This window comes from Caulobacter sp. GW821-FHT09B11 (assembly GCF_059418205.1).
Genome location: NZ_JBWKPK010000038.1, coordinates 1 through 24,220, shown reverse-complemented (window position 1 = coordinate 24,220; position 24,220 = coordinate 1). Strand labels below are relative to the sequence as shown.

19 protein-coding genes are annotated in these 24,220 nt (G+C 69.5%); 9 read left to right on the top strand and 10 right to left on the bottom strand.

The genetic code is table 11. The features are described from left to right. The first annotated feature begins 70 nt into the window (after positions 1-70). Positions 71-985 (top strand): DUF2268 domain-containing putative Zn-dependent protease, encoded by a 915-nt coding sequence (locus AC07N1_RS22275; RefSeq protein ID WP_494673776.1) that lies wholly within the window; start codon positions 71-73, stop codon positions 983-985. Between the two features lie 4 nt (positions 986-989). On the opposite strand, the gene AC07N1_RS22270 is transcribed toward AC07N1_RS22275, so the two are convergent. Together AC07N1_RS22270 and AC07N1_RS22265 are read right to left on the bottom strand one after the other, a co-directional pair. Then, complete coding sequence (locus AC07N1_RS22270; RefSeq protein WP_494673775.1) at positions 990-1,697, bottom strand: DnaJ domain-containing protein; 708 nt, start codon at positions 1,695-1,697, stop codon at positions 990-992. Between the two features lie 53 nt (positions 1,698-1,750). Further along, positions 1,751-2,086, bottom strand: coding sequence for a hypothetical protein (locus tag AC07N1_RS22265; RefSeq protein WP_494673774.1), 336 nt, complete (start codon positions 2,084-2,086; stop codon positions 1,751-1,753). Between the two features lie 75 nt (positions 2,087-2,161). Between AC07N1_RS22265 and pdxH the strand changes: the two genes are divergently transcribed. Further along, on the top strand, positions 2,162-2,830 hold the full coding sequence (gene pdxH / locus AC07N1_RS22260) for a pyridoxamine 5'-phosphate oxidase (protein WP_494673773.1): 669 nt from the start codon (positions 2,162-2,164) through the stop codon (positions 2,828-2,830). Between the two features lie 54 nt (positions 2,831-2,884). Here pdxH and AC07N1_RS22255 read toward each other — a convergent pair whose 3' ends face one another. Continuing rightward, positions 2,885-3,505, bottom strand: a complete 621-nt coding sequence (locus AC07N1_RS22255) for a TetR/AcrR family transcriptional regulator (RefSeq protein ID WP_494673772.1) — start codon at positions 3,503-3,505, stop codon at positions 2,885-2,887. A gap of 147 nt (positions 3,506-3,652) precedes the next feature. Here AC07N1_RS22255 and AC07N1_RS22250 point away from each other — a divergent pair, with 147 nt between their 5' ends. Next, positions 3,653-5,152 carry a bifunctional aminoglycoside phosphotransferase/ATP-binding protein gene (locus AC07N1_RS22250; protein ID WP_494673771.1) on the top strand — a complete coding sequence of 500 codons (1,500 nt, stop codon included), beginning with the start codon at positions 3,653-3,655 and terminating at the stop codon, positions 5,150-5,152. 174 nt (positions 5,153-5,326) lie between these two features. Here AC07N1_RS22250 and AC07N1_RS22245 read toward each other — a convergent pair whose 3' ends face one another. Next, positions 5,327-7,090: a response regulator gene (locus AC07N1_RS22245; RefSeq protein WP_494673770.1), complete on the bottom strand. Its 1,764-nt coding sequence runs from the start codon at positions 7,088-7,090 to the stop codon at positions 5,327-5,329. Between the two features lie 283 nt (positions 7,091-7,373). Here AC07N1_RS22245 and AC07N1_RS22240 point away from each other — a divergent pair, with 283 nt between their 5' ends. The 3 genes from AC07N1_RS22240 to AC07N1_RS22230 all read left to right on the top strand — a co-directional run bounded on the left by AC07N1_RS22240 (position 7,374) and on the right by AC07N1_RS22230 (position 12,389). Continuing rightward, positions 7,374-10,247 carry a long-chain-fatty-acid--CoA ligase gene (locus AC07N1_RS22240; protein WP_494673769.1) on the top strand — a complete coding sequence of 958 codons (2,874 nt, stop codon included), beginning with the start codon at positions 7,374-7,376 and terminating at the stop codon, positions 10,245-10,247. A 47-nt stretch (positions 10,248-10,294) separates the two neighbouring features. Continuing rightward, positions 10,295-10,600, top strand: coding sequence for a hypothetical protein (locus AC07N1_RS22235; RefSeq protein ID WP_494673768.1), 306 nt, complete (start codon positions 10,295-10,297; stop codon positions 10,598-10,600). Between the two features lie 283 nt (positions 10,601-10,883). Then, positions 10,884-12,389, top strand: coding sequence for a GMC oxidoreductase (locus tag AC07N1_RS22230; protein ID WP_494673767.1), 1,506 nt, complete (start codon positions 10,884-10,886; stop codon positions 12,387-12,389). Here AC07N1_RS22230 and AC07N1_RS22225 read toward each other — a convergent pair. The 3 genes from AC07N1_RS22225 to AC07N1_RS22215 form a co-directional block, all read right to left on the bottom strand. Then, on the bottom strand, positions 12,375-13,256 hold the full coding sequence (locus AC07N1_RS22225) for a hypothetical protein (protein WP_494673766.1): 882 nt from the start codon (positions 13,254-13,256) through the stop codon (positions 12,375-12,377). The two genes, AC07N1_RS22230 and AC07N1_RS22225, sit on opposite strands and share 15 nt — an antisense overlap. A gap of 153 nt (positions 13,257-13,409) precedes the next feature. Continuing rightward, positions 13,410-14,609 (bottom strand): GAF domain-containing sensor histidine kinase, encoded by a 1,200-nt coding sequence (locus tag AC07N1_RS22220; protein ID WP_494673765.1) that lies wholly within the window; start codon positions 14,607-14,609, stop codon positions 13,410-13,412. Between the two features lie 281 nt (positions 14,610-14,890). After that, positions 14,891-16,063 (bottom strand): acetyltransferase domain-containing protein, encoded by a 1,173-nt coding sequence (locus tag AC07N1_RS22215; RefSeq protein ID WP_494673764.1) that lies wholly within the window; start codon positions 16,061-16,063, stop codon positions 14,891-14,893. A gap of 51 nt (positions 16,064-16,114) precedes the next feature. Between AC07N1_RS22215 and AC07N1_RS22210 the strand changes: the two genes are divergently transcribed. After that, positions 16,115-18,166, top strand: coding sequence for a TonB-dependent siderophore receptor (locus tag AC07N1_RS22210; protein ID WP_494673763.1), 2,052 nt, complete (start codon positions 16,115-16,117; stop codon positions 18,164-18,166). Positions 18,167-18,334: 168 nt separating this feature from the next. On the opposite strand, the gene AC07N1_RS22205 is transcribed toward AC07N1_RS22210, so the two are convergent. Beyond that, complete coding sequence (locus AC07N1_RS22205) at positions 18,335-19,234, bottom strand: MBL fold metallo-hydrolase (RefSeq protein ID WP_494673762.1); 900 nt, start codon at positions 19,232-19,234, stop codon at positions 18,335-18,337. 66 nt (positions 19,235-19,300) lie between these two features. Between AC07N1_RS22205 and AC07N1_RS22200 the strand changes: the two genes are divergently transcribed. After that, positions 19,301-19,453, top strand: coding sequence for a hypothetical protein (locus AC07N1_RS22200; protein ID WP_110121857.1), 153 nt, complete (start codon positions 19,301-19,303; stop codon positions 19,451-19,453). 9 nt (positions 19,454-19,462) lie between these two features. On the opposite strand, the gene AC07N1_RS22195 is transcribed toward AC07N1_RS22200, so the two are convergent. Together AC07N1_RS22195 and AC07N1_RS22190 are read right to left on the bottom strand one after the other, a co-directional pair. After that, positions 19,463-19,873 carry a TIGR01244 family sulfur transferase gene (locus AC07N1_RS22195; RefSeq protein ID WP_494673761.1) on the bottom strand — a complete coding sequence of 137 codons (411 nt, stop codon included), beginning with the start codon at positions 19,871-19,873 and terminating at the stop codon, positions 19,463-19,465. 98 nt (positions 19,874-19,971) lie between these two features. After that, complete coding sequence (locus AC07N1_RS22190; protein ID WP_494673760.1) at positions 19,972-20,511, bottom strand: hypothetical protein; 540 nt, start codon at positions 20,509-20,511, stop codon at positions 19,972-19,974. Between the two features lie 475 nt (positions 20,512-20,986). Between AC07N1_RS22190 and AC07N1_RS22185 the strand changes: the two genes are divergently transcribed. Beyond that, positions 20,987-23,809, top strand: a complete 2,823-nt coding sequence (locus AC07N1_RS22185) for a TonB-dependent receptor plug domain-containing protein (RefSeq protein WP_494673759.1) — start codon at positions 20,987-20,989, stop codon at positions 23,807-23,809. Positions 23,810-24,220 lie beyond the last annotated feature (411 nt).

The window sequence follows — 24,220 nt, the reverse complement described above, 5'->3', positions numbered from 1 at the left end:
TTTCGCGCGCTTGATTTTGACCGCCGGCGCGGGTCAGCCTCGCCCATCTCGAAAGATGGGGGAGGGGCGCGTGGGATCCTGGTTTCTGAAGGCGGGCCTGGCCGTCGCCGTCGCGCTGGCCGGCCCGGCCTGGGCGCAGCCGCAGAAGGCGACGCTCGACACCGCCGACGTCGATCTCTTCTACCGCCTCTATGACGAGACCGGCGGCCGGCCCAGCGCCGAGCAGCTGCAGAGCCGCTACATCGACGCCGGCTCGCCGGGCCTGCGCACCTTCTTCGAGGCTCGTCGCACCACGGCGACCCGCCTGGCCGAGACCATCGCCGCCCGGCCCGAGCTCTATCTGCGCGCCCGCGACTGCGCCGCGACCCTGCCGCGGGTGAAGGGCCGGGTCGATACGGCCCTGGCCAGGTTCGCGGTCCTGTATCCGCAGGCGCTCGTGCCGTCGGTGACCGTCGCCGTCGGCCGGGGCAAGCCGATCGCCATCGGCAGCCCGGTCACCGGCGTTCAGGTGGGGCTGGAGGCGCTGTGCACCGTCGACTTCATCGATCCCGACGTCGAGAGCCGTTTCGTCGGCGTGCTGATCCACGAATACGCCCACGCCCAGCAGAACCCGCTGCTGACCGAGAAACAGCAGCCGACCGTGCTGGAAAGCGCGCTTGTCGAGGGCGGGGCCGAGTTCGTCACCGCGCTGCTGCTGGGCCGCCCGGCCTATGTCTATTTCGGACCGCTGACCAGGGGCCGCGAGCGCGAGATCGAGACCGCCTTCGCCGCCGACCTCGACAAGACCGACCTGTCGGCCTGGTTCTACAATTCCACGCTCGAGAAGCCCGCCGACCTCGGCTACTGGGTCGGCTACCGCATCGCCAAGGCCTATTACGACAAGGCCCCGGACAAGCAGGCGGCGCTGCGCGAGATCCTCACGGTCTCGGACGCCCGCGCCTTCCTGGCCGCCAGCGGCTGGACGCCGGGCATGACGCTGGAGTGAGGCCTTAAGCCGCCCAGGCGGCCGCGAAGCGCTTCAGCTGCGAGCGGGCGGCGCTTTCGTGCACGGTTCCGGTGCGCTCCAGGCGCAGGAAGAGGTCGCCGGCCGGATGGGCGGCGCGGGCCGGCAGGCCCTGGCCGTTGAGGCGCACCAGGCCCCGCTCGGCGGCCTTGGTCGAGATCCACACGGTGCGCGGGCCGATGATCGTGTCCAGCTCCACGCGGCCGCCCTCGGCCAGGACCTTGGCGTCCAGCTGCACGGTCAGCCACAGGTCGTGGCTGCGCACCATGGCGGCGGGATCAGCCTTGATGCGCACGGTCAGCAGGGTGTCGCCGACCCGCACGGTGTCGCGCTGGCGAAGGCCCGCGGGCAGGGTCAGGCGCAGGCGGCGATCGCCGACCTGCATCTCCAGCGCGCCGCCGGAAAAGGCGAAGGCCGCGTCGATGTCCAGGCAGGCCTGGCTCGGCATGGCCGGGGTCTCGACGGTGGCGGGGGGAAAGCCCATGGGCGCCGGCGCGTCCGCGCCCTGCAGCATGCGGTAGGCCGCCAGCACGTCGCGGAACAGGGCCGCGTCGCCGCCCGGACGGTCGGGGTGGGCGCGCTTGGCCGCCTCGCGATAGGCCGCGCGCAGCTCGCGCTCGTCGGCGCCGGGCGCGACGCCCAGAATGGCGCGGGCGGCGGAAAGGGACAGGGAAGGGGCCTGGGCGGCGGTCATGCCGCGACCCTCGCGCGGACTTGGTCAACGCCGGGTTAAGTTAAGACTTTCGGTCAGACCCTTGCGGCGATCAGCGACAGGACGCCGAAGATCAGGGCCATCAGCCCGAACATGCCGATCACCAGCCAGGAGCCGCTACGCTTGTGCCAGGTGACCGGCAGCTCGACCTGCGGGCCCTCGGTCCGGGCGCGGCGGCCCCATCCTCGCGCGAAGGCGAAGGCCGCGTAGCCGGCGGGAACCAGGAAGGCGGCGATGAACACCTTGCCCGCCCAGAAGCCGAAGGTCGTCGGCGGGCGCTCGATCGCGAACTCCGTGACCTTCCAGGCGACGAAGACCGCCCACAGGGCGAGCGGGATCCAGGCGAGGCGGGCGCGGGCGGCGAGAGTCATGGGAGCGAAACTGAGGGGCGCGTACGTGTCGGTCAAGCATGGTCCACCGCCGCGCGCGGGCCTATATCCAGCACCATGACCGACGCGCCGCTGATCCCCGCCTCGCCCAGCGAGGACGACTACGTCTCCCAGGTGACCAACGCGACCCCGCCGCCGCTGCTGCCGGAGGGCGACCCGATCCACCTGTTCGGCGAGTGGCTGGCCGAGGCCGGCAAGTCCGAGCCCAACGATCCCAACGCCATGACCGTCTCGACGGTCGACGAGTCCGGCATGCCCGACTCGCGCATGGTGCTGCTGAAGGACGTCGATAGCCGGGGCTTTGTCTTCTACACCAACCTGGAAAGCGCCAAGGGCGTGGAGCTGGCCGCCAATCCCAAGGCCGCCCTGCTGTTCCACTGGAAGTCGCTGCGCCGCCAGGTGCGGGTGCGCGGCGTCGTCGAGCCGGTCAGCGAGGCCGAGGCCGACGCCTATTTCGCCAGCCGCGCCCGCCACAGCCAGCTGGGCGCCTGGGCCAGCGACCAGTCGCGGCCGCTGCCCGACCGCCTGGCGCTGGAGCGCCGCGTGGCCGAGATGGGCCTCAAGCACGGCCTGATCGGCAAGGTGCCGCGTCCGCCGCACTGGTCGGGCTTCCGCATCGTGCCGCAGGTCATCGAGTTCTGGCGCGACCGGCCGTTCCGCCTGCACGAGCGCCTGGTCTATGACCGCGTCGACGGCGCCTGGACGACCAGGCGCCTGTTCCCCTGATAGGGCGCGCTTTGGGGCGGTTGATGTCGCGCTCTCGCGTCACGTCCGGACGCCTCACTTGGTCGCGTAGCGGGCCAGGAAGGTCTCGACGGCGTCCTCGGCGATCTGGGCCACCGGCCGGTCGGGTTGCACCTCGTCGCCGGCCGACAGGCCCAGCACCAGGGTGGCGTGGTCCAGCATGCCCATCAGCTGGCCGGCCGCCCATGAGGGCTTGTCGACCTTGAGGTCGCCGGACTCGCTCAGTTCCCTGACCACCTGGATCGCCGCCCCGCCCAGCGACTCGCGCGCCGCGCCCAGGAAGTGGTCGGCCACCCCCTCGAAGCGCCGCCGCTCGGAGGTCACCATCCGGAACATCGCCCGCGTCTCCGGCGTGGCGAAGAAGGTGGCGTAGGCGCGGGAGAGGGCGGTGAGCCGGGCGCGGGCGTCGCCGACCGCCTTGGCGCTTTCGCGCACCGGCTCGGCCATGCTGCGCACGCTGTCGACGACGACGGTGCGGAACAGTTCGGCCTTGCTTGGGAAGTAGGCATAGAGCGTGGCGGTCGAGACGCCCGCGGCGCGGGCTACCGATTCCATGCCCGCGTCGGCGTAGCCTTCCTTGAGGAAGATCTCGCGCGCCGCCGCCAGGATCTCGGCCTTCTTGTGCTCGGAGCGCTTCAGGCCGGAGCCGATGAGCATGGTGGCCTCAACATCAGACTGTGGTTATCAAACGCTACTATCGTATAAGTAGATGTAGCAAGCGTCCGCGAGGACTTGCACCGAACTTTGCGCTATGGGACGCCCCGGCGCCGCCGATCGGGGCGGTCGAAGACGAGGTTGGACGGCGTGATCAAGGACGCGGAAGCGGCGCGCGAACAGGAAATCGCGGCCTGGCTCGGTGCGAAGGCCGACCAGACGATCGAGACCTCGTGCGCGCGGGTGTTCCTGGTGGGCGAGTCCGCCTTCAAGGTGAAGCGGCCGGTCGACTTCGGCTTCCTCGACTATTCGACGCTGGAGCTGCGCCGCTGGGCCCTGCAGCGCGAACTCAGCTTCAACCGCGCCGCCGCCCCCGACATCTATCGCGCCGTGCGCCAGCTGACCCGCGCCGCCGACGGCGGGGTCGAGATCGACGGCCAGGGCGAGGTCGTCGAGTACGTGCTGGAGATGCGCCGCTTCGACGGCGAGGCCGTGCTGGCCTCCCAGCCCTGGGCCATCGACGACGCCCTGGAAGACTCGCTGGGCCGCACCGTCGCCCAGTTCCACGCCGGCGCCGCGCTGCGCCCCGAAGGCGGCGGCGTCTCGGCCCTGGGCTACACCATCGCCTCCAACGCCAACCTGCTGCGAGGCCTGGCTTCACGCTTGGGTGGGCAAGCCGTCGAGCGGCTGGTCGAGGAGACGGATCTGGCCCTCAAGCGCCTGGGTCCGCAGCTCGACGCCCGCGCGACCGAGGGCTTCGCCCGCCACTGCCACGGCGACCTGCACCTGGGGAACATCCTGATCGAGGACGGCAGGCCGATCCTCTTCGACTGCATCGAGTTCAACGACGCCCTGTCGGACATCGACGTGCAGTACGACCTGGCCTTCCTGCTGATGGACCTGGACTTCCGCCGTCGCCGCGACGCCGCCGGCCGGGTGCTGAACGCCTATCTCGACGAGGCCGCCCGCACCTTCGGCGAGGGCCTGTGGACCGGTCTGGCGGCCCTGCCGCTGATGCTCAGCGTTCGCGCCGCCGTGCGCACCCACGTCTGGGCCTATACCGGCGACGACGAGGCCGCGCGGGCCTATCTCGCCGCCGCCATCGAGCACCTAGCGCCCAAGCCGGTCAGCCTGGTGGCTACCGGCGGCCTGTCGGGCTCGGGCAAGTCGACCTTCGCCCGCGTCTGCGCGCCGGGCCTGGGGGCTGCCCCCGGCGCGGTGGTGCTGCGCACCGACGAGATCCGCAAGCGCCTGTGGAACGTTCCCTCGCTGGAGCGCCTGCCCAAGGAGGCCTACACCCCCGAGGTCAGCGACAAGGTCTATGACGAGCTGTTCCGCGACGCCGAGTTCGTGCTGAAGGCCGGCCGCTCGGTGGTGGTCGACGCCGTCTTCATCAAGCCCGAGCAGCGCGCCCGCGCCGAGGCCCTGGCCAAGAAACTGGACGTCGCCTTCCAGGGCGTCTGGCTGGAAGCCCCGCCCGAAGTCCTCCGCGCCCGCGTCGCCGCCCGCGTCAACGACGCCTCCGACGCCGACGTCGCCGTGCTGGAAAGCCAGCTGGTGCGGGATACGGGGGAGATCGACTGGCGGCGCGTGGATACGGTCAGCGCCTTCGAGGACGAGGCGCGGGCGCTGGCGGAACAGATGGGGTGATCCCTCTCCCCTTGCGGGAGAGGGTGGCCTCGCAGAGCGAGGTCGGGTGAGGGGTCTCTCAGACCTCAAAGCCGCGACAGCAGTCGTGTCGGGTGAAGCGTCTCACGTCTGAGAGACCCCTCATCCGTCGGCCTTCGGCCGCCACCTTCTCCCGCAAGGGGAGAAGGATCCCGGCTATCCCACCGCCGCCTGCGGCGGGGGCGTCCTGTCCAGCGTCGCGACGATGGCCGCGATCAGGTCCAGCGGCTTGACCGGCTTGCCCAGGTGCTCGTCGAAACCCAGCTTCAGGAAGCGTTCGCGGTCGCCGGTCATGGCCGAGGCGGTCAGGGCGATCACCGGGGTGTCGGCGGGGCCGGCCGCGCCGGAGCGGATTTCCGACAGGGCCGTGACCCCGTCCATCACCGGCATGTTGATGTCCATCAGCACGCAGTCGAAGCGCGAGGCCCGCAGGGCGTCCAGGGCTTGGCGGCCGTCCTCGACCACCGTCAGGTCGACGCCGGCGGCCTCCAGCATCAGCCGCACGACCATCTGGTTCATCGGATTGTCCTCGGCCATCAGCACGCGTGGCGCGACCTCGTCGTCCTCGTTGGCCGTCTGCGGCATGGCGGCCGGCAGGGGCGGGGGCGCCGGCTGGGGGGCGCGGATCAGGAACAGGAACCTCGCCCCGCGCGGGGCGGGCTCCAGGCTGAGGTCGCCGCCCATCCGCCGGGCCAGGGCCCGGGCGATGGTCAGGCCCAGCCCCATGCCGCCATGGGCGCGCGAGACGGTCTCGTCGGCCTGGGTGAAGCTCTCGAAGATCCTCTCGGCATGGGCCGGATCGATCCCCGGCCCGGTGTCGGTGATGCGCACGGCGATCGTCTCCAGGCCGTCCGGCGCGTCGCCCTGGCTCGAAACCTCGATCGTCACCCCGCCCAGCCGCGTGAACTTCAGGGCGTTGGACATCAGTCCGCCCAGCACCTGGCGGATCCGCGCCGGGTCGGCGTTCAGGCGCTGCGGGGCCGATGGATCGATGCGCACGTCCACCGTCAGGCCGCGGGCCATGGCCATGTCGGTCCAGGCGTCGGCCACCGCGTGGACCAGGTCGTGCAGGTCGAAGTCGCAGGGCGTCAGCTCGGTCTCGCCGGCATCGAGGCGGGAGATGTCGAGCACGTCGGTCAAGAGCTGCATCAGGCTGTCGCCCGACTGCAGCATCAGGTCGACATAGTCGCGCTGGCGCTCGTCCAGATCGGTGCTCTTCAGGGCGTGGGCCAGGCCCAGCAGGCCGTTCATCGGCGTGCGCATCTCGTGGCTCATGGTCGCCACGAATACCGACTTGACCTGCGAGGCGGCCAGGGCGCGCTCCTTTTCCTGCCGCAGGCCGCGGGTCAGGGCGTCCATCCGGCGGGCCGCCGCGCGGTTCAGCAGCATGGCGTTGATCGTCGTGGCCACCACCATGACCAGCGCCCACTTGTTGGTCGGATGGCCCACCCCGTGCGGCGCATGCAGGAAGAACGGGAAGATCACCAGGCTGGCCAGCGGCGGCGCGGCGGTGATAACCAGCAGGCTCAGCGGCTGGTGGCGGAAGTTCTGGGTGAAGATGATGCCGCCCACGCACACGCCCAGGGCTGCGATGCGCAGGTCGGCGTCGGGGAACAGCCACAGCGCCGCGGCCAGCCAGGTCCACACCACGTTGATCGGGATCGAGGCCAGCACGAAGGCCGCGCGCAGGCGGTCGGTGGTCGGCATGCCGGGCTTGAAGCGGCGGGTCACCGTCCAGGCCAGGGTCTCGCAGGCGGTGAGCGAGGCGAACCAGGCGACGGCCATGACCGGACCCAGGGCCGCGCCGACCACCAGGGCGACCACGGCCGCCGACACGATGCGCACGGTCATCAGGCGGTGGGTGTCCGCCGCCACTTCGTCCAGCCGTTCGTCTGCGCCTAGCGCGTCGAGCCATCTCAAGGCTTGCGCTCCCGTCTCGTACGCGGGTCAAAACAGTCGACGCTGAAGCTAGCCGCAAAACGGCGTTCTGGGAGTGAACGGGCGGTGCGGCCGATCAGCGCGGCCGTGTGGAGGAGGCTAAACTCTACACTTGCGTGCAGATGGACGCAAAGTCCGCTCGCCGCCTGGGATAAGCATGACCTTCCCTGGGGTTCGCTTGAGGCGCGCCATGCGTTGCGCGGGGCGGCGACGGCCGCTAGCCTCTCCTGAACAACGATAAGCAGGACGCGGGAGAGCGGTTTCGATGCAAGGTTTGATGCAGCATGGCGCTCTGACGCTCGACAAGATCATCGACCACGCCGCCCAGTGGCACGGCGGCCGCGAGGTGGTCACCCGGTCGGTCGAGGGGCCCATCGTCCGCACGACCTATCGCGAGATCCACGACCGGGCCAAGCGGGTGTCGAACCTGCTGCTGACGCTCGGGATCAAGCCCGGCGACCGGGTCGGCACCCTGGCCTGGAACACCGCCCGCCACATCGAGACCTGGTACGGGATCATGGGCGTCGGGGCGGTGTGCCACACGCTCAACCCACGCCTCTTCCCCGAGCAGATCGCCTGGATCGCCGACCACGGCGGCGACAAGCTCATCTTTACGGACCTGACCTTCCTGCCGATCATCGCCGGGATCATCCCGCGCCTGCCCAATGTCGAGCACGTGGTGGTGTTCACCGATCGCGACCACATGCCGGCCGACTTCCGGCCGGCCGGCGAGGCCCCACACTTCAAGGGCCTGCTCTGCTACGAGGACCTGGTCGCCGAGCAGTCGGCCGACTGCGTCTGGGGCGGGTTCGACGAGGGCACGGCCGCCGGCCTCTGCTACACCTCGGGCACGACGGGCGACCCCAAGGGGGTGATGTACTCGCACCGCTCCAACTTCCTGCACACCTTCATCACCATGCAGCCCGACGTCATGGGCCTGTCGCAGCGCGACGTGATCCTGCCGGTGGTGCCGATGTTCCATGCCAACGCCTGGGGCGTGGCGTTCTCGGCCCCGGCCACCGGCGCCAAGATCGTCATGCCGGGCGCGCGCATGGACGGGGCGGCGATCCACGAGCTGCTCGAGACCGAGGGCGTCACCTTCTCGGCCGCCGTGCCCACCGTCTGGCAGATGCTGCTGCAGCACCTGGAAAGCACCAACGGCACTATCTCGACCCTCAAGAAGGTGGTGATCGGCGGCGCGGCCTGTCCGGAAAGCATCATCCGCGCCTTCCACGAGAAGTACGGCGTCGAGGTGGTTCACGCCTGGGGCATGACCGAGACCTCGCCGGTCGGCACGCTGTCGACCATGACCGACGCGCTGGAGCAGCTGCCCTACGACCAGCAGATGCCCTATCGCCTCAAGCAGGGCCGCCCGCCTATGGGCGTCGAGCTGAAGCTGACCGACGACGAGGGCAAAGCGCTGCCGCACGACGGCAAGGCCTTCGGTCACCTGAAGATCCGCGGGCCGATCATCGCCGCCGAATACTTCCGGGGCGCCGGCGGCAAGATCCTCGACGCCGACGGCTTCTTCGACACCGGCGACGTGGCGACCATCGACGAGATGGGCTTCATGCAGATCACCGACCGCGCCAAGGACGTCGTGAAGTCCGGCGGCGAGTGGATCAGCACGATCGAGATCGAGAACATCGCCGTCGGCCATCCCAAGGCCGCCCTGGCCGCCGTGATCGGCGTGCCCCACCCCAAGTGGGACGAGCGCCCGATCCTGCTGGTCAAGCTGAAGGAGGGCGAGACCGCCACGAAGGAGGAGTTCCTCGACTTCCTGCAGGGCAAGATCGCGAAGTGGTGGATGCCCGACGACGTCGTCTTCGTCGACGAGATCCCGCTGGGCGCTACCGGCAAGATCGACAAGAAGGTCATCCGCCAGCGGATGAAGCACTACGTCCTGCCGACCATCGCCGCCGCCGCGGCCGGAACCGCCACCCTGGCCGCCGCCGACGGCGCCGGCGCGCCGGTGCTATACGCGCCCGATCCGGTCGAGGCGCCGGAAGACGTGGCTGAAGCGGCCGTCGAGCCCGTCCACGAGCCCGAGGTCCTGGCCTCGCAAGCCGAAGCCGAGCCGATCAGCGCCGAGGCCCTGGCCGCCTCGCTGCCCGATCCCGAGCCGACCCCGGTCGCGCACGTCGCCGAGGTGGCCGAACCCGCCGAACCGCCCGCGCCGGAAGACGTCTTCCCGCACGAGCCGTTGGTCGAGGCCGAGACCAAGCCGCTGGAGCCGACGCCCGAGACGGCCTTCGACGCCCCGCCGGTGTTCGTGGCCGAAGAAGCGCCGCTGGCCATGCCGATCCAGCCGTCCAAATCCCGCAAGGCCAAGGCCGCCAAGACGGCCAAGGCTGAAACGGGCGGGAAGGGCGGCTGGGCTTCGCCGATCCTCATCGGGGCGGTGGTCATCGCCCTGATCCCGGCTGCGCTGATCGTGGTCGGGGCGCTGGGCGCGCGCTTCGGACTGCTCGACAAGGCGGTCGCCTACGACCTGATGACCCGGGACCTCGCACCGCTGGTCGCCTGGCTGAGCCTCGGCACGGGGGCGCTGGGCGTCGTCGTGGCGATGATCGGCGGCATCCAGCGCCACTGGAAGCGGGCCCTGCTGGCCCTGGCGATCACCATCGCCACCCTCGGCGTGCTGTTCCTGGCCACCGGCGTCGGCGGCCGCGCCGCGCCCGTCGGCGACGTCGCCACCGACTGGAAGGCCCCGCTGGGCTTCTCCGAGACCGTCATGGCCGCGCGGGGCGAGGCCTCGGCGCCGGTGATCGACGACCCGCAGTTGCCGGTCGGCTCCGAGCTGTTCGCCGGCCGCCGCGTCGCCGAGGTCAACGCCGAGACCTGCCCGGCCGCCAAGACCCTGGTGCTCGACCGCACGCCGGCCGACGTCTACGAGGCCGCCAAGGCCGCCGTCCAGGCCAAGGGCCTGAGGCTGGTCACCGACGATCCCAACGACGGCCGCATCGAGGCCGCCGGCGCCAGCTTCTGGTTCGGCATGAAGGACGACCTGGTCGTCCGCGTCCGCCCCGACAGCGCCGGCGCCCGCGTCGACGTCCGCTCGATCGCCCGCGACGCCGGCGGCGATCTCGGCCGCAACTGCGGCCGCGTGGCGGGCGTGCTCAAGGCGATCGGCGGCTGAACTCCGTCCGATCCGCCATACTGGAAAGTGAGAAAGAGGGGGGCCTCATGAAGGATCAGCAGAACGAGTTCGCATTCACTCTGCCTGGTGGCTACGTCGATGCGGATGGAACCGTGCACCGCGAGGGCGTGATGCGCATAGTCACCGTCGCCGACGATCTTCCGCCGTGGAACGACCACCGGGTGCGGAGCAATCCCGCCTACCTAAGCATCATCTTGCTTTCGCGAGCAATCGTTCGGCTCGGAACGCTGGGGACAGTCGATACCAAGTTCGTTGAGCTCTTGAGTATAAAAGACTTTAGTTATCTTCATGATTTATACGTGAGAAATAGTAATATAGCTGATGTAATTTGAGCGTTATGCGTCCGGAATTTTTGTAATTTCGTCCTTTGATTTGTTCTGGACGTTTTGCTCGGGATGGTTTTGTCGGAAGCTTGGCGCGCCGACAGGGCGATGTGGATCGACAGGCCGTCCCGATCGGTCGGCGCATTGATCGTTCAGTCCTCCGCGGGAACCGCCGATGGCGTGATCCGGGCCGCCTGGTTCCTCCGACTAGGCGCTGTCGATCGTGTGAACTTCTACACAACCAAAGCGCGCAATTTGCCGCATTCTACATGAGAGCGATCGGGAGGCTCTCATGATCACGGACGGCAAGGACATCGGCGACGGCGGCGTCATCTCCGCCCAGGTGTGCGTCATCGGCACGGGCCCGGCCGGGGTCACGGCGGCCTGGCTGCTGCAGAAGGCCGGCTACAAGGTCGTGCTGATCGAGGGCGGCCGAAACGTGCCCTACAAGGAAAGCTGGCCCGAGAAGTCGCTGCTCTACGCCGGCCAGGCCGAGGGGCTGTTCGCCACCAATGAGCGCGAGTTCCTGGTCCTGCCCTATTTGGGCCAGTCGAGCCGCGCCTGGGAGCGCGAGCGGGTGTTCGGCGGCACCTCTTCCCACTGGGGCGGCCAGTCGCGGTCGCTGGATCCGATCAGCTTCGAGGCGCGGCCGGGCTTTCCCGGCTGGCCGATCACCTACGAGGACCTGAAGCCCTACTACGCCCAGGCGGCCGCGCTGTGCGCCCTCTACAGCGACGACTTCACCGCCGAGTACTGGGCCGGGGTGCTGCGCGCCGAGGTTCCCGACATCCCCGGCTTCGACACCGAGATGTACCAGTTCATGGGCAAGGCCTATCTGAACTTCGCCACCCGCACCTTCGACGGCGTGACGATCGGCGACAGCGACGCCGAGGTCATCGTCAACGCCAGCCTGCTGGAGATCCGCCACGCCGGCGGCGTCGTGCAGGACCTGCGCGTCGCCTCGCTGAACACGGGCTCGCCGCCGACCAAGGCCACCGAGTTCACGATCAAGGCCGACGCCTATGTCCTGGCCTGCGGCGCCGTCGAGAACGCCCGCCAGCTGCTGCTGTCGGACGCCGGCAACGCCCACGGCCAGGTCGGCCGCTACTTCCAGTGCCATCCGCTGAGCAACAGCAACGCCATCGGCGTGCGCAGCACCTTCCTGAACGAGGCCGAGACCCGGCTGCTGACCGGCGAGGCGCTGCGAGGCGCCGGTTCCGGCGGCTGGAGCGACCCGAACGGCGTCACCGTCCAGGGTCGGTTCTCGCCCAGCGCCGAGACCCAGCGCGCGCACGGCATCGGCAGCTGCTGGTTCCGCCCCTACACCGCCTCCTACTATTTCGAGATGCTGCCCAACGACGACAGCTTCGTCGCCCTGGCCGACACCGTCGATCCGGTGTTCGGCCAGCCGCAGACGAAGATCCGCTGGGAGGTCGGCGACGGCGACCAGGCGACCTACGAGATCTCGACCCGCCTGTTCCAAGAGGCGATCGGTCCCCTGGGCGGCCAGATCTACTACCCGTCGTGGGACGACCTGAAGAGCCAGCTGGTGGTCAACGGCCACCATATCGGCACGACGCGGATGGCGGCCGACCCGACCCTGGGCGTGGTCGACGCCGACCTCAAGGTCCACGGCCTCGACAACCTCTATGTCGCCGGCTCGTCGGTGTTCCCGCAGGGCGGCATCTCCAACCCGACCTTCAGCATCGTGGCGCTGTCGATCCGCCTGGCCGAGCATCTGGGCGCGCGCATGGGACGGGCGACCCCGCTTCAGGCCGCGCGCCTAGAGGACGCCTAGCTCGGCGAGCGCCTCCTCGCCGACCGGCGCCAGGATCGCGCGGACGGCCTTCTTCTCCGCCTCGGAGAAGAAGGCCTCGCCGCGGCCCGAGACGCCCTTGTTGATACGCACGCTCTCCTTGTCGACCAGGCTGCGGGCCAGGGCCGAGTCGAGTTCGGCGGCGCTGTAGGCGTGGTCGGGATCGACGTGCCCCGCGATCCGCGACAGCACCGCGCGGGGATCGGTCCGCAGTTGCTCGTAGCCGATCCACAGCGGCGCGCGCCGACCCTCGGCGATGCAGCGGCGCTGGTAGTCGAGCCACTGGCCGTAGAACCGCGCGTACCAGAGCGGCGCGACGTGGACGAGGCTGTGGCGGCGCTCCTCGACGCTCATGTCATAATAGCTGCGGCCCGAATGCAGCAGGGCGTCGTCCATCCGCCGGCCCTCGGCCTCGGCCTTCTCGTGCATGTCCCGCAGGCTGACCAGGGTGTCGAAGATGTCGCGCGAGGCGGTCACCACCGAAACCCCGAACACCTCCAGGATGTCGGTCGCATGCCGGCTCGGATACATGTGCAGGTGCATCACCGACGCCTGCGGGCGCGGCCCCCGGGCCAGGTGCTGGTTGAGCAGCAGCGGGAAGTAGGGATCGCGGGCGTGGTCCGAATTGGCGTACGAGCCGCGCGACAGGCCCGCCTGGTAGTGCTTCTCCAGCAGGTGGATCAGCGCCGTGCGCATGAAGGTGCCGGCGACCTTGGGCGGATAGGACAGGATGATCTGGCGGTTGCGGCCGCCGGCGCTGCGGATGGCGGCCCTGACCGGTTCGCGCAGTTCGCCGTCGGCCGAGGGCAGGGAGACCATCAGTCTGTAGACGGTTTCGTAGATCGACATGCTGGCCGCCTTCCACGGCCGCCGACTGCGGCCCGTGGGTCAGTCCAGCCGGGTTAGACGTCGCGGGTATGAGCGCGCGCTTACGGCGAACAATGCGAGCGTGTCGGTCGATGTCCCGCGTATCGGCCGTGTTTCGCCTCGTGCGCGGGGCGCCTAGGTCGCGGCCGGCAGGGTCAACGTGAAGGTCGAGCCCTCGCCCGGCCGGCTCTGCACCGTGATCTCGCCGCCCATCTGGCGGGCCAGGCGGCGCGAGATGGCCAGGCCCAGGCCCGTGCCGCCGAACTGCTGGGCCGTGCCGGCCACCTGCTCGAAGCGCTCGAAGATGCGGTCCAGCTGGTCGGCGGGGATGCCGACCCCGGTGTCGCCGACCGCCAGGGCCAAGGCGCCGTCACGGGCGGCCACCCGCAGCGAGACCTCGCCGCTCTCCGTGAACTTCAGGGCGTTGCCCAGCAGGTTGACCAGGATCTGGCGCAGGCGGGCGGCGTCGCCGCTCACCGTCGGCAGGCCGGATCCGATCTCCAGCGTCAGGGCCACGCCCTTGTCCTGCGCCCGTTCGGCGAACAGCTCGACGGCCGAGCGCGCGATCGGGGCGACGTCGATCGGCGCGTCGGCGAGATCGCTCGCCCCCGCTTCCAGGCGGGCCAGGTCCAGCACGTCGTTGACGATGGTCAGCAGCTTCTCGCCCGCGCCCTTGGCCTTGGTCGCCAGCATCCGCTCCTTGTCGGGCAGGTTGGGCGAGGCGGCCAGCAGGCCGTTGAAGCCGATCACGCTGGTCAGCGGCGTGCGCAGCTCGTGGGTCATGTTGGCCAGGAACTCGCTCTTGGCCTCGGTCGCCGCCTGGGCTTGGCGGGTCAGCAGTTCGCTGCGGGCGGCCAGCAGGCGCAGGTCCATCTCGGTGACGACGATCTGGGCCAGGGCTTCCAGCCGGCGCTTCTCCTCGGCCGACAGCGGCGGCCGCGCCTTGCGGTCGATCAGGCACAGCGCCCCCAGGCGATGGCCGCTGGGCAGACGCAGCGGCGCGCCGGCGTAGAAGCGGATGTTCGGGTCGTCGGTGACGAAGGGATTGCTGCTGAACCGCTCGTCGTGCTCGGGGTCGAGCACCTCGGTCACCTCGTCCGACTGGATCGTGTAGTGGCAGAAGGCGTCCTCGCGCGGCGTGCCGCCCGGCTCCAGCCCGACGATCGACTTGATCCACTGGCGCTCGGCGTCGATCAGGGTGATGGCGGCGATCGGCATGTCGAACAGCTCGGCCGCTAGGGCGGTGATGCGGTCGAACGCGGCCTCCGGCGGGGTGTCGACCAGGCCGTATTCGTGCAGCGCCGCCAGCCGGGCGTTCTCGTCGCTGGTGAACATGAACTCTTACGCTGACCGCCTCGGCGCGGGAGAAACGCCGCGGGGCGTATTTCGCCTACCGGGCGAGGGTCTGTCGAGGGGGCGGCGGCAAGGCAATCCGTCGTGCGCCGTCTCTTCATTTCTCCCGTCATTCCCGCCCTCGTGGCGGGAACCCCTCTGTCAGCCGCAGGTGCGGGTGGGGCGGATCGCCGGCGATCCGCTGGCGCTTCACGTGCGAACGGAACCAGGGTTTCCCGCCACGAGGGCGGGAATGACGGGAGAAAAGGAGAAAAGAGGTTTGCCTACAGATACTTCATCCACGGCTGCCGGCTGGCCCGCTTCACGGGTCCGAACCAGCGGCAGGCCCACCAGCACGGAACCGCCACGACCCCCGCCGTCAGCCAGATCGCCCAGACGCCCGGCAGGCTCCAGACCTCGCCCTGGTTGGGCCCCAGCGTCGCGACCGCCGCCAGCTGCAGCAGGTGCAGGCCGTAGAGGTGGATCAGGTAGAAGAACAGCGGCGCGCTTCCCAGCACCGCCAGGGGGGCGAGCAGCCGGGGCGGGACCTTTTCCAGCACCGCCAGCAGCAGCGCCCCGACCCCCAGCGTCAGCAGCAGGAAGTCGGCAGAGGGCGGGTATTTGGTGAAGTTCAGCCAGCTCATCGCCGTGCGCACGGCGTCGACGCCATGAACCCACGGCGTCTCGCCATAGCCGTTCAGATTGCGCAGCAGCAGGAGCAGGGTCAGGGCGCCGACGCCCGTCAGCAGCAGGCGGTTGCGACGGTCGCGCCAGCTCGCCACGAACCACGGGCCGATGGCATAGCCGAGGGCGGCGACACCGATCCACGGCAGCAGCGGGTAGGAGGTCCGCGCCCGCGCGCCCCACGGCAGGTCGATGAAGCCGCGGTCGTGCAGTATGGCCCACAGCGCGTGGCCGGGCTGGCCCGGCGCGATGCTGATCGGGTCCAGCAGGTTGTGGCCCAGCACGACCACCAGCCCCACCGCGGCGATCGCCGCGCGCGGCAGATGGACCAGCGCCGCCAGGGCGATCATCGACAGGCCGATCGCCCAGATCACCTGCAGGTAATAGGTCTTCGGCGTCAGGTCGAAGGTCCAGGCGAAGCTGACGAAGGTCAGTTCCAGGCACACCAGGAAGAGGCCGCGCTTGAACAGGAAGCCGCTGGCCGCCCTGGCGATGGCGCGCGGATCCTCGCCGCCCTGCTTGCGGCCATAGAGCCAGGCGGCAAGGCCGGTCAGGGCCACGAACACCGGCGCGCACAGGTGGGCGGAAAGGCGGGTGAAGAACAGCGAGGGCTGCGTCGCGTCCACGTCCATCGGGTCGGAGACCTGGGCGTGGATGAAGAAGAACTCCCGCACGTGGTCGACCATCATCAGCAGCATGACCAGGCCCCGCAGGGCGTCGATGGCGGCGATCCGGCCGGAAGAAGAGGCGGGGGAAGGGGCGGTTGACAGCATCGTGTCTGCGGCATAGCTGATATGTAATAACATTACAAATGGAGTTGCATCTTGCCCCTGTCGTGGAGCTGCGTCAGCGCGTGCCTGCTGGCCCTATCGGCCGCCGAACCCTCGCCGTCGACCGAGGCTGTCGAGGCCGAACCCCATGCCGTGGGCGAGATCGTCATCCTGGGCCGGCGCGGCGCGGCCCGCGACGCCACCCTGGGCGCGGGCGAGATCACCCAGGCCACCTCGCCCTCCAGCCGCTCGGTCGAGCGCGACCTGCTCGACGCGGTCGGGGCGGGCCGGCTGGCCGACGCCCTGGAGCTGACCAGCGGCGTCTCCCAGCAGAACAATCGCGGCGGCTTCCTCGACAACTTCGCCATCCGCGGCTTCCTCGGCACGCCCGACGGCGGGGCCGAATATTATGTCGACGGCTTCCTGGCCAATCGCGGCCTGGCCCCGCCGCGCGATCCGGCCACGGCCGAGCGGGTCGAAATCCTGAAAGGTCCTGCCGGCGCCTTGTTCGGCGACATCGACCCCGCCGGCCGCGTCAACATCGTCTCCAAGACCCCGCAGTTCGCCCGCGCGGGCAGCGTGGCGGCCACCGTCGGCTCCTACGGCCTGCGCCGGGCCGAGCTCGACCTGACCGGCCCGCTCTCCGACACGATCGCCGCCCGCCTGGTCGTGGCCGACGAACACAGCGACGGCTGGCGCGACCATGTCGACCTGCACCGCCGCGCCATCGCCCCGTCCCTGACCTGGCGGCCGACGGACGCCCTGCGCCTGACCTATGTCGGCGAGTTCACCGTCTTCGACGCGCCCTTCGATCGCGGCGTGCCGGCCGTGAACGGCGACGCCCTGGCCATCCCGCGCTCGCGCTTCTTCGGCGAGCCGGGCGACGGAACGACCCGCTTCCGTAACGAGCGCCATCAGGTCACCGGCGAATACGAACTGTCGCCCGACTGGCGGCTGACGGCGGGCGCGGCTTACCGGACCGGCGACATGAAGGGCTTCTCCAGCGACCAGTCGCGCCTCGTCGGCCGCGAGCTGTGGCGCCAGCGCCGCCAGCGCGACTACAGCGTCGAGGACCTGTCGGGCCGCGTCGAACTCGACGGTCGCCTGGGCGCCCATCACCTCAACATCGGCGTGAAGGGCTACACCCTCGACTACCACGAGGGCCTGCTGCGCCGGAATCCCAGCGCCGCCGCGCCCTACGCCATCTCGATCGACGCGCCGGTCTATGACGGCACGGCCCTGTCGCTGCTGCCCTTCACCGACAACCGCGAGACCCGGCGCGTGGCCACCCTCTACGCCCAGGACCTGTGGCAGGTGTCCGACCGCCTGGGTGTCTTCGCCGGCGCGCGGGTCGATCGCTATCGCCAGACCATCCGCAACAACCGCACCGGCGCGGTCGGCCGGGGCGAGGGCTCGCCCGTCGATTACCGGTTCGGCGCCCGCTACCGCCTGACCGACGCCCTGACCGCCCACGCCAGCTACGGCCGCTCGTTCCTGCTCAATTCCGGCACCGGCCGCACCGGCGAGGGCTTCGCGCCCGAGAAGGGCAGGGGCTGGGAGCTGGGCCTCGCCGGCGCCTGGCCGGGCGTCGACCTGGCGGTCTCGGTGTTCGACATCGAAAAGCGCAACATCCTGGCCAACGACCCCGTGGACGCCAGCTTCCTGGCTCCGGTCGGCAAGCTGACCAGCCGGGGCGTCGAGCTGGACGGATCGTTCGAGGTCAGCGCCGCCTGGCGCGTCGTCGTCAACTACAGCTGGACCGACGCGGTCGCCGACGACGTCGCCTTCGCCACCGACGCGGTGCTGAACGTGCCCGAACACTCGGGCGGCGCCTTCGCCGTCGGCCGGTTCGACAAGTGGTCGCTGACGGTCGGCGCTTCTTACGTCGGCGACCGCGCCGGGGCGCTGGACGGCTCGGGTCTGATCCTGCCGTCCTACTGGAAGGCCAAGGCGGCGGTGGAATACGCGATCACCCCCAGGCTCGACGCCCGCCTGGAGGTCGACAACCTGCTGGACGAGCACTACGCCCAGAGTTCCTACAGCCCCGTCTGGATCTTCCCCGGCGCGCCGCGGACGCTGCGGGCGACGGTGAGGGCGCGCTTGTAGTCGTTCGCGCCTATCCCTCTCTTTGCCTTCCTGGGCCTTGTGCCCAGGATCCATCGTTCAGCCGCTCAGACCTCTATCGAACGGCCCAGGTCTGAGCGGTCGCCGGCATGGGCCCCCGCCACAAGGGCGAGGGAAGCAAAGAAGCGGGAAGGCGGAAGGGAGCCAGCGCTACCCCGCCAACCGATACTCACTCTCCAGCCCCGGCGCCCCGTCGCACGTCACCCGCCCCTCGCGCACCAGCTGGATCAGATGCGCCAGCATCGACAGCGCCGCGGCCGGGTGCAGTCTCGGGTCCACCGCCGCGTAGAGCACCGGCACCATCTGCCGGATCCGCGCCGGGCCGTTGGCCAGCGCGCCCAGCACCTGGGCTTCCCGCGCCCGGCGGTGGTCGACATAGGCCTGCAGGAACGGGGCGACCTCGCGCACCGGCGAGCCGTGGGTCGGCCACAGGGTCTGGAAGTCCCGCGCCTGGATCTTGGCCAGGCTTTCGAAATAATCGCCCATGTCGCCGTCGGGCGGGGTGATCACTGTCGTCGACCAGCCCATGACGTGGTCGCCGCTGAAGAGGGCGTTCTCCTCCTTCAGGCCGAAACAGACGTGGTTGGAGGTGTGGCCGGGCGTGGTGATCGCCTCCAGCGTCCAGCCTGGACCTTCGAAGACGTCGCCGTCGGCGATCTCGATGTCGGGCCGGAAATGGCCGTCGTCCTCGGCGTCGAGCTTGACGCCCGTCTCCTCGGCCACCGGCGCGGCCGGGGCCGGCCTGCCCCAGATCCGCGCCCCGGTCCGCTGCGCCAGCGGTCCGGCGAGGGGAGAGTGGTCGGCGTGGTGGTGGGTGACCAGGATGTGGCTCACCGTCTCGCCTTCGATCGCCGCCAGCAGGGCGTCCAGGTGCGCGGGCAGGTCCGGACCCGGATCGATCACCGCCACGGTCCCGCGGCCGACGATGTAGGTCCCCGTGCCGGTGTAGGTGAACGGCCCCGGATTGTCGGCGATCACCCGCCGGATCAGCGGCGAGACCTGGTCGCAGCGGCCGTATTCGAACTCGATCTCGCGGACGAAGGGGATCATCGCGACCCATCCTGAGCGGCGCCGGTCTTGCGCTTAACGAACCGTAAACCCTGTGGAGTACGGATCATGGCGGCCGACGCGGCGATTTTTGTCTCAAAACGGCTCCAGCGCGCGTGCTTCGCCGTGCTGTGTCTCATTGCGGCGCAGTTCGTGCTGGCCTCGTGCGAGCCCGAACCCAGCCCCATGGCCGCCCGCGTCACCACGCTGGGCGGCTACTGAGGCCTTTACTTAGTGCGGCAGGACGCCGGAGAGGTCGTAGCCGGCCTCATAGCCCTGTCGCACCAGCGTTTCCCGATCGGCCGCGCCCGACAGCGCCTGGCCGATCGACCAGGTGACGATCGAGCGGGTGCCCGAGCGGCAGAAGGCCAGGACCGGTCCGCCGGCCGCCTCGACAGCCTCGCGCACCGCGTCCACCTGCTCCTGGGTCGGTCCGCCGCGCACCGGCACGTGCACGTAGGAAAGGCCCGCGGCGTTCGCCGCCGCCTCGATCTCCGCGCCCGTCGGCTGGCTGGGATCCTCGCCGTCCGGACGGTTGTTGACGATCAGGGTGAAGCCCTCGGCCTTGGCCCGGGCCACGTCCTCGACGGTGATCTGGGGGCTGACCGACAGGCTGTCGGTGACGCGGCGGAAGTCGGTCATGGGCGCTTTAGCCTCTGGAAGGAACGTCTCGAACCCTTCAGATGCGCGGCGCGCGCGCCTTGGGCAAGCCCTTCCGCTCGACTTGTCCGACCCGCCGCCTAGTCGATCCGTCGCGCGCGGATGGCCGTCTGGCCGTCGACGTTCAGGAAGAAGCTGCCCATCGAGGCCCGGCGGATCGAGATCTTCGAGCCGGCCTTGGGCGCGCGGCGCACCGGATCGCGGCCGACCTGGTCCCACTTGGCGCCGTCCTCCAGCACGATCGTCCAGCCGCCGGCCCCGTTCTGCCAGGCCTGCTTGGCCACGCCCTCGATGCGGTCGAGGCTGGCCGGCGCCTGGTCGCCCTTGCCGCCGAACAGGTCGAGCTTGGGTAGGTTGAAGCCGAAGGCCTCGCGCTTGACGCTTTCCACCTTCTGCCGGTCCAGCACCACGATGTCGCCGGCCGCGTCGGCGGCCACGAGGTCGGCGGCCGCCTTGTCGTAGCAGGCCAGGCGGGCGGCAGCCTCGGGAACCGCCCGGCAGGCCGCTACCGCGCCCAGCGCCCCGGCCTGGGGCGCCTTCTCGGCGGCCGGCGCGGCCAGGGCGGCGGGCGCCGTCGCGGCGAGGACGAGAAGCGCGAGCGGCAGGCGGATGAAGCGCATGAAGACTTCCAGTCAGGGGCGGAGAGGAATCGGAGGGCGGCGAAGTCGCGAGCGTGACTCGAAAGACACGCGTTCAGATTGTGTTCCCGCGAAGGCGTTCAGCAACGCCGAAGGCGCAACATTGTTCCGAAATTATGTAGCGATGCGAGAACATATTTCGATAGCTGCGTTATTTCAAAGTGGAGAGTTTTGCCACCAAGGCGCCATATTTGGACCTTCCGACCCAAGCTTGGCTATGCATCGCGGTTCGAAAGCGCCCCTATCTGCCATCAAGGCGACAGGGGTGTGTTCAATTTGCGACAGAAAGGATGCTTCACGTTACATAACAGTAATCGGAATTGACCGCTCCGAGGGGGCGCTCCTAACGTCCGGCCCAACCGGGCTGTGAGCAGCCTGGGATTGCAAGACGTGGGCGAAGGGCCGGCGACATCGCCAGGCGCGGCCCATTCTCGGAGGGATTCCATTGAAGACTCAGATGACGCGTAAGCGCCTCCTGACGACGACCATCATCAGCGGTCTCGCGATCGCCGCCGCCAGCGCCGGGGTGGCTTCGGCCCAGACCGCGCCGGAGAGCGATTCGACCGAAATCGAAGCCGTCGTCGTCACCGGTTCGCGCATCGCCCGCCAGGATTACGTGGCCAACAGCCCGATCTCGACGGTGACCTCGGAAGCCATTCAGGCGGCCGGCTCGACCACCACTGAAGACGTGCTGAACCGCCTGCCGCAGGTGATGCCCGGCCTGACCGCCGCCTCGAACAACCCGTCGGACGGCACCGCCACCGTCGACCTGCGCGGCGTGGGGGCGTCTCGCACCCTGGTGCTGGTCAACGGCCACCGCATGAACCCGTCGACGCGTTCGAACACCGTCGACCTCAACAACATCCCGACCGCCCTGATCGACAAGGTCGAGATCGTCACCGGCGGCGCCTCGGCCGTGTACGGTTCGGACGCTCTGTCGGGCGTCGTGAACTTCCAGCTGAAGAAGGACTTCGAAGGCGTCGAAGTCGGCACTCAGTGGAGCGGCACTGAAATCGGCGACGGCAAGACCACGAACAGCTACGTGCTGATCGGCGCCAACACGCCGGACGGCAAGGGCAACGTGACCGCCTACGCCAACTACTACAGCCGCGACAAGATCCTGCCGAACAGCGACCGTCCGTGGTCGCTGGTCTCGAACGCCGGCGGTTCGGGCACGGGCGTGACCGGCGCGGCCAACGCCATCGGCACCAACCCCTTCGGCGGTTCGACCTCGAGCCCGCTGAACGTGCGCTACGGCTTCAACCCGGACGGCACCCCGCGTCCGTTCGTCAACACCCTGGCCGGCGACCGCTACAACTTCTCGCCGGTCAACAACCTGCTCTCGCCCGGCGAGCGCTTCAACATCACCGCCCTGGGCAACTACGAGATCGCCGACTGGCTGACCGCCACCGCCGAGCTCTATTACGCCGACAGCCGCAACGCCGCCCAGCTGGCGCCGACCCCGGCCACCGGCATCCAGGTGCCGTACAACAACGCCTTCGTCACGCCGGCCCTGGCCACCCTGCTGGCCACCCGTCCGAACCCGACCGCGAACATCTTCGTCGATCGTCGTATGGCCGAGGTCGGTCCGCGCGTCGAAACCCGCGACTCGGATCTCTATCAGATCAACCTCGGCCTGAAGGCCGACCTGGGTCACGGCTGGACCGGTGAAGCCTTCTACAGCTTCGGCCGCACCGAGTTCCGCGTCGGCGTGCAGAACGACGTCTCGCGTTCGAAGGTCGCCGCGGCGATCGCTTCGGGCGCCGGCGCCAGCACCACCAGCTGCTCGACCGCCTCGCTGGCCCTGTTCCCGACCTGCGCCCCGCTGAACCTGTTCGGCGCCGGCAACATCTCGAGCGCCGCGGCCAACTTCGTGCGCCTGAACTTCTCGGACCTGACCGTGTTCGAGCGCAACGTCGGTTCGGTCTACGCGACCGGCCCGCTGTTCAAGCTGCCGGCCGGCGACCTGTCGGTGGCCGTCGGCGCCGAATGGCGTGAAGACACCCTGGCCTTCACCCCGGACGCCGCCAAGAACTCGGGCGACATCTTCGGCTTCAACGCCGAGAAGGCCGTGGGCGGTGGTTCCAGCGTCGGCGAACTCTACGCCGAAGCCGTGGTTCCGCTGATCGCCGACGTGACCGGCGCCAACTACCTGGGCCTGGAACTGGGCGGCCGCTATTCCGACTACTCGTCGGTCGGCAGCGTCTACAGCTACAAGGTCGGCGTCGAGTACAAGCCGATCCACGACGTCAAGCTGCGGGCCATGTTCCAGAAGGCCAGCCGCGCCCCGTCGGTGTTCGAACTGTACCAGTCGGGCGACCAGGGCTTCCCGGCCGTGCTCGACCCCTGCACCACCGTCAACCCGGGCACGGGCGCCGCGCGCACCCTGACCGCCGCGGTGCGCACCTTCTGTACCGCTCAGCTGGGCTATGATCCGGTCGCCGGCAACTTCGTCGCCCAGAACACCCAGACGGAGTCGTTCTTCTACGGCAACCCGAGCCTGAACGAAGAAAAGTCGGAAACCGTCACCTTCGGCGTCGTCTGGCAACCGAGCTTCATCTCGGGCCTGAGCGCCACGGTCGACTACTACGACATCAAGATCGACGACTACATCGGCACGATCCGTGGCGGCGTCTCGGGCATCGTCTCGGCCTGCTTCGCCTCGGGCAGCCTGACCTCGTCGGCCTGCTTCGACTCGGGCATCAACCTGCCGCTGATCTACCGCGACCCGGCCGGCAACCTGAAGGCCCGCGCGCCGCTCGGCAACGTGTCGTCGCTGCAGACCAAGGGCATCGACGTGGCCGTTTCGTACGGCTGGAACGTGCCGTGGGCCGGCGGCGTCTGGGGCGACAAGCTGCAGTTCGACCTGTCGACCACCTATCTCGACAGCTACGAGCTGGACGGCATCGACTACAAGGGCACCATCGGCGCCTACAACATCTCGGCCTCGCTGCCGGAATGGAAGGCCAGCCTGCGCGTTGGTTACGATGTCGGCCCGGTCCGCCTGGCCTACACCGGCACCTACATCGGCGAGATGGACAACCAGGGCAACATCCCCGAGTTCGAGGATGGCGGCTACAGCGCGGTTGACGCCTACTTCTACCACGACGTCAGCGCCCGCTGGAACGTCAACGACAACGTCGAAGTCTTCGGCGGCGTTCGCAACCTCGGCGACAAGAAGCCGCCGGTGTTCGACAACTCGCCGGACGGCAACACCGACCCGAACACCTACGACATCCTGGGTCGTTCCTACTTCGTCGGCGCCAAGCTGCGCTTCTAAGCAGCTCGGCGTTCGCCCCGGCGGTCTTCGGATCGCCGGGACTGACGGTAATCAACGGCGGGTCCGCAAGGACCCGCCGTTTTTTGTTCCGCGGGGGCGGGGAGGCCGCGTGCTGATCCTCCCCCTCTGGGGGAGGCGGCCCGCAGGGCCGGAGGGGGGCCGTTTTCAGCTTCCGCGACGCCGGCCGTCTCTGCACCCAGCAACAAAACTCCGCCTCCCTCGCCCCCGTGGCGAGGGCCCATGCCGGCGACCGCTCAGACCTCGACCGTCCTGCCAAGGTCTGAGCGGCTGAACGATGGATCCTGGGCACAAGGCCCAGGAAGGCGGTGTTGGGGGGCGAGGGAAGTTACGAGCGGGGAGCCTGCCCCCTCCCGTAAAATCCCCGCGAAAGCGGGGACCCAGGCTTTTTCC

Coding starts and splice junctions, on each gene's coding strand:
- AC07N1_RS22270 (WP_494673775.1), bottom strand. CDS start 1,697: ATGACCGCCGCCCAGGCCCCTTCCCTGTCCCTTTCCGCCGCCCGCGCC.
- AC07N1_RS22265 (WP_494673774.1), bottom strand. CDS start 2,086: ATGACTCTCGCCGCCCGCGCCCGCCTCGCCTGGATCCCGCTCGCCCTG.
- pdxH (WP_494673773.1), top strand. CDS start 2,162: ATGACCGACGCGCCGCTGATCCCCGCCTCGCCCAGCGAGGACGACTAC.
- AC07N1_RS22255 (WP_494673772.1), bottom strand. CDS start 3,505: ATGCTCATCGGCTCCGGCCTGAAGCGCTCCGAGCACAAGAAGGCCGAG.
- AC07N1_RS22240 (WP_494673769.1), top strand. CDS start 7,374: ATGCAAGGTTTGATGCAGCATGGCGCTCTGACGCTCGACAAGATCATC.
- AC07N1_RS22235 (WP_494673768.1), top strand. CDS start 10,295: ATGAAGGATCAGCAGAACGAGTTCGCATTCACTCTGCCTGGTGGCTAC.
- AC07N1_RS22230 (WP_494673767.1), top strand. CDS start 10,884: ATGATCACGGACGGCAAGGACATCGGCGACGGCGGCGTCATCTCCGCC.
- AC07N1_RS22225 (WP_494673766.1), bottom strand. CDS start 13,256: ATGTCGATCTACGAAACCGTCTACAGACTGATGGTCTCCCTGCCCTCG.
- AC07N1_RS22220 (WP_494673765.1), bottom strand. CDS start 14,609: ATGTTCACCAGCGACGAGAACGCCCGGCTGGCGGCGCTGCACGAATAC.
- AC07N1_RS22215 (WP_494673764.1), bottom strand. CDS start 16,063: ATGCTGTCAACCGCCCCTTCCCCCGCCTCTTCTTCCGGCCGGATCGCC.
- AC07N1_RS22205 (WP_494673762.1), bottom strand. CDS start 19,234: ATGATCCCCTTCGTCCGCGAGATCGAGTTCGAATACGGCCGCTGCGAC.
- AC07N1_RS22200 (WP_110121857.1), top strand. CDS start 19,301: ATGGCGGCCGACGCGGCGATTTTTGTCTCAAAACGGCTCCAGCGCGCG.
- AC07N1_RS22195 (WP_494673761.1), bottom strand. CDS start 19,873: ATGACCGACTTCCGCCGCGTCACCGACAGCCTGTCGGTCAGCCCCCAG.
- AC07N1_RS22190 (WP_494673760.1), bottom strand. CDS start 20,511: ATGCGCTTCATCCGCCTGCCGCTCGCGCTTCTCGTCCTCGCCGCGACG.
- AC07N1_RS22185 (WP_494673759.1), top strand. CDS start 20,987: ATGACGCGTAAGCGCCTCCTGACGACGACCATCATCAGCGGTCTCGCG.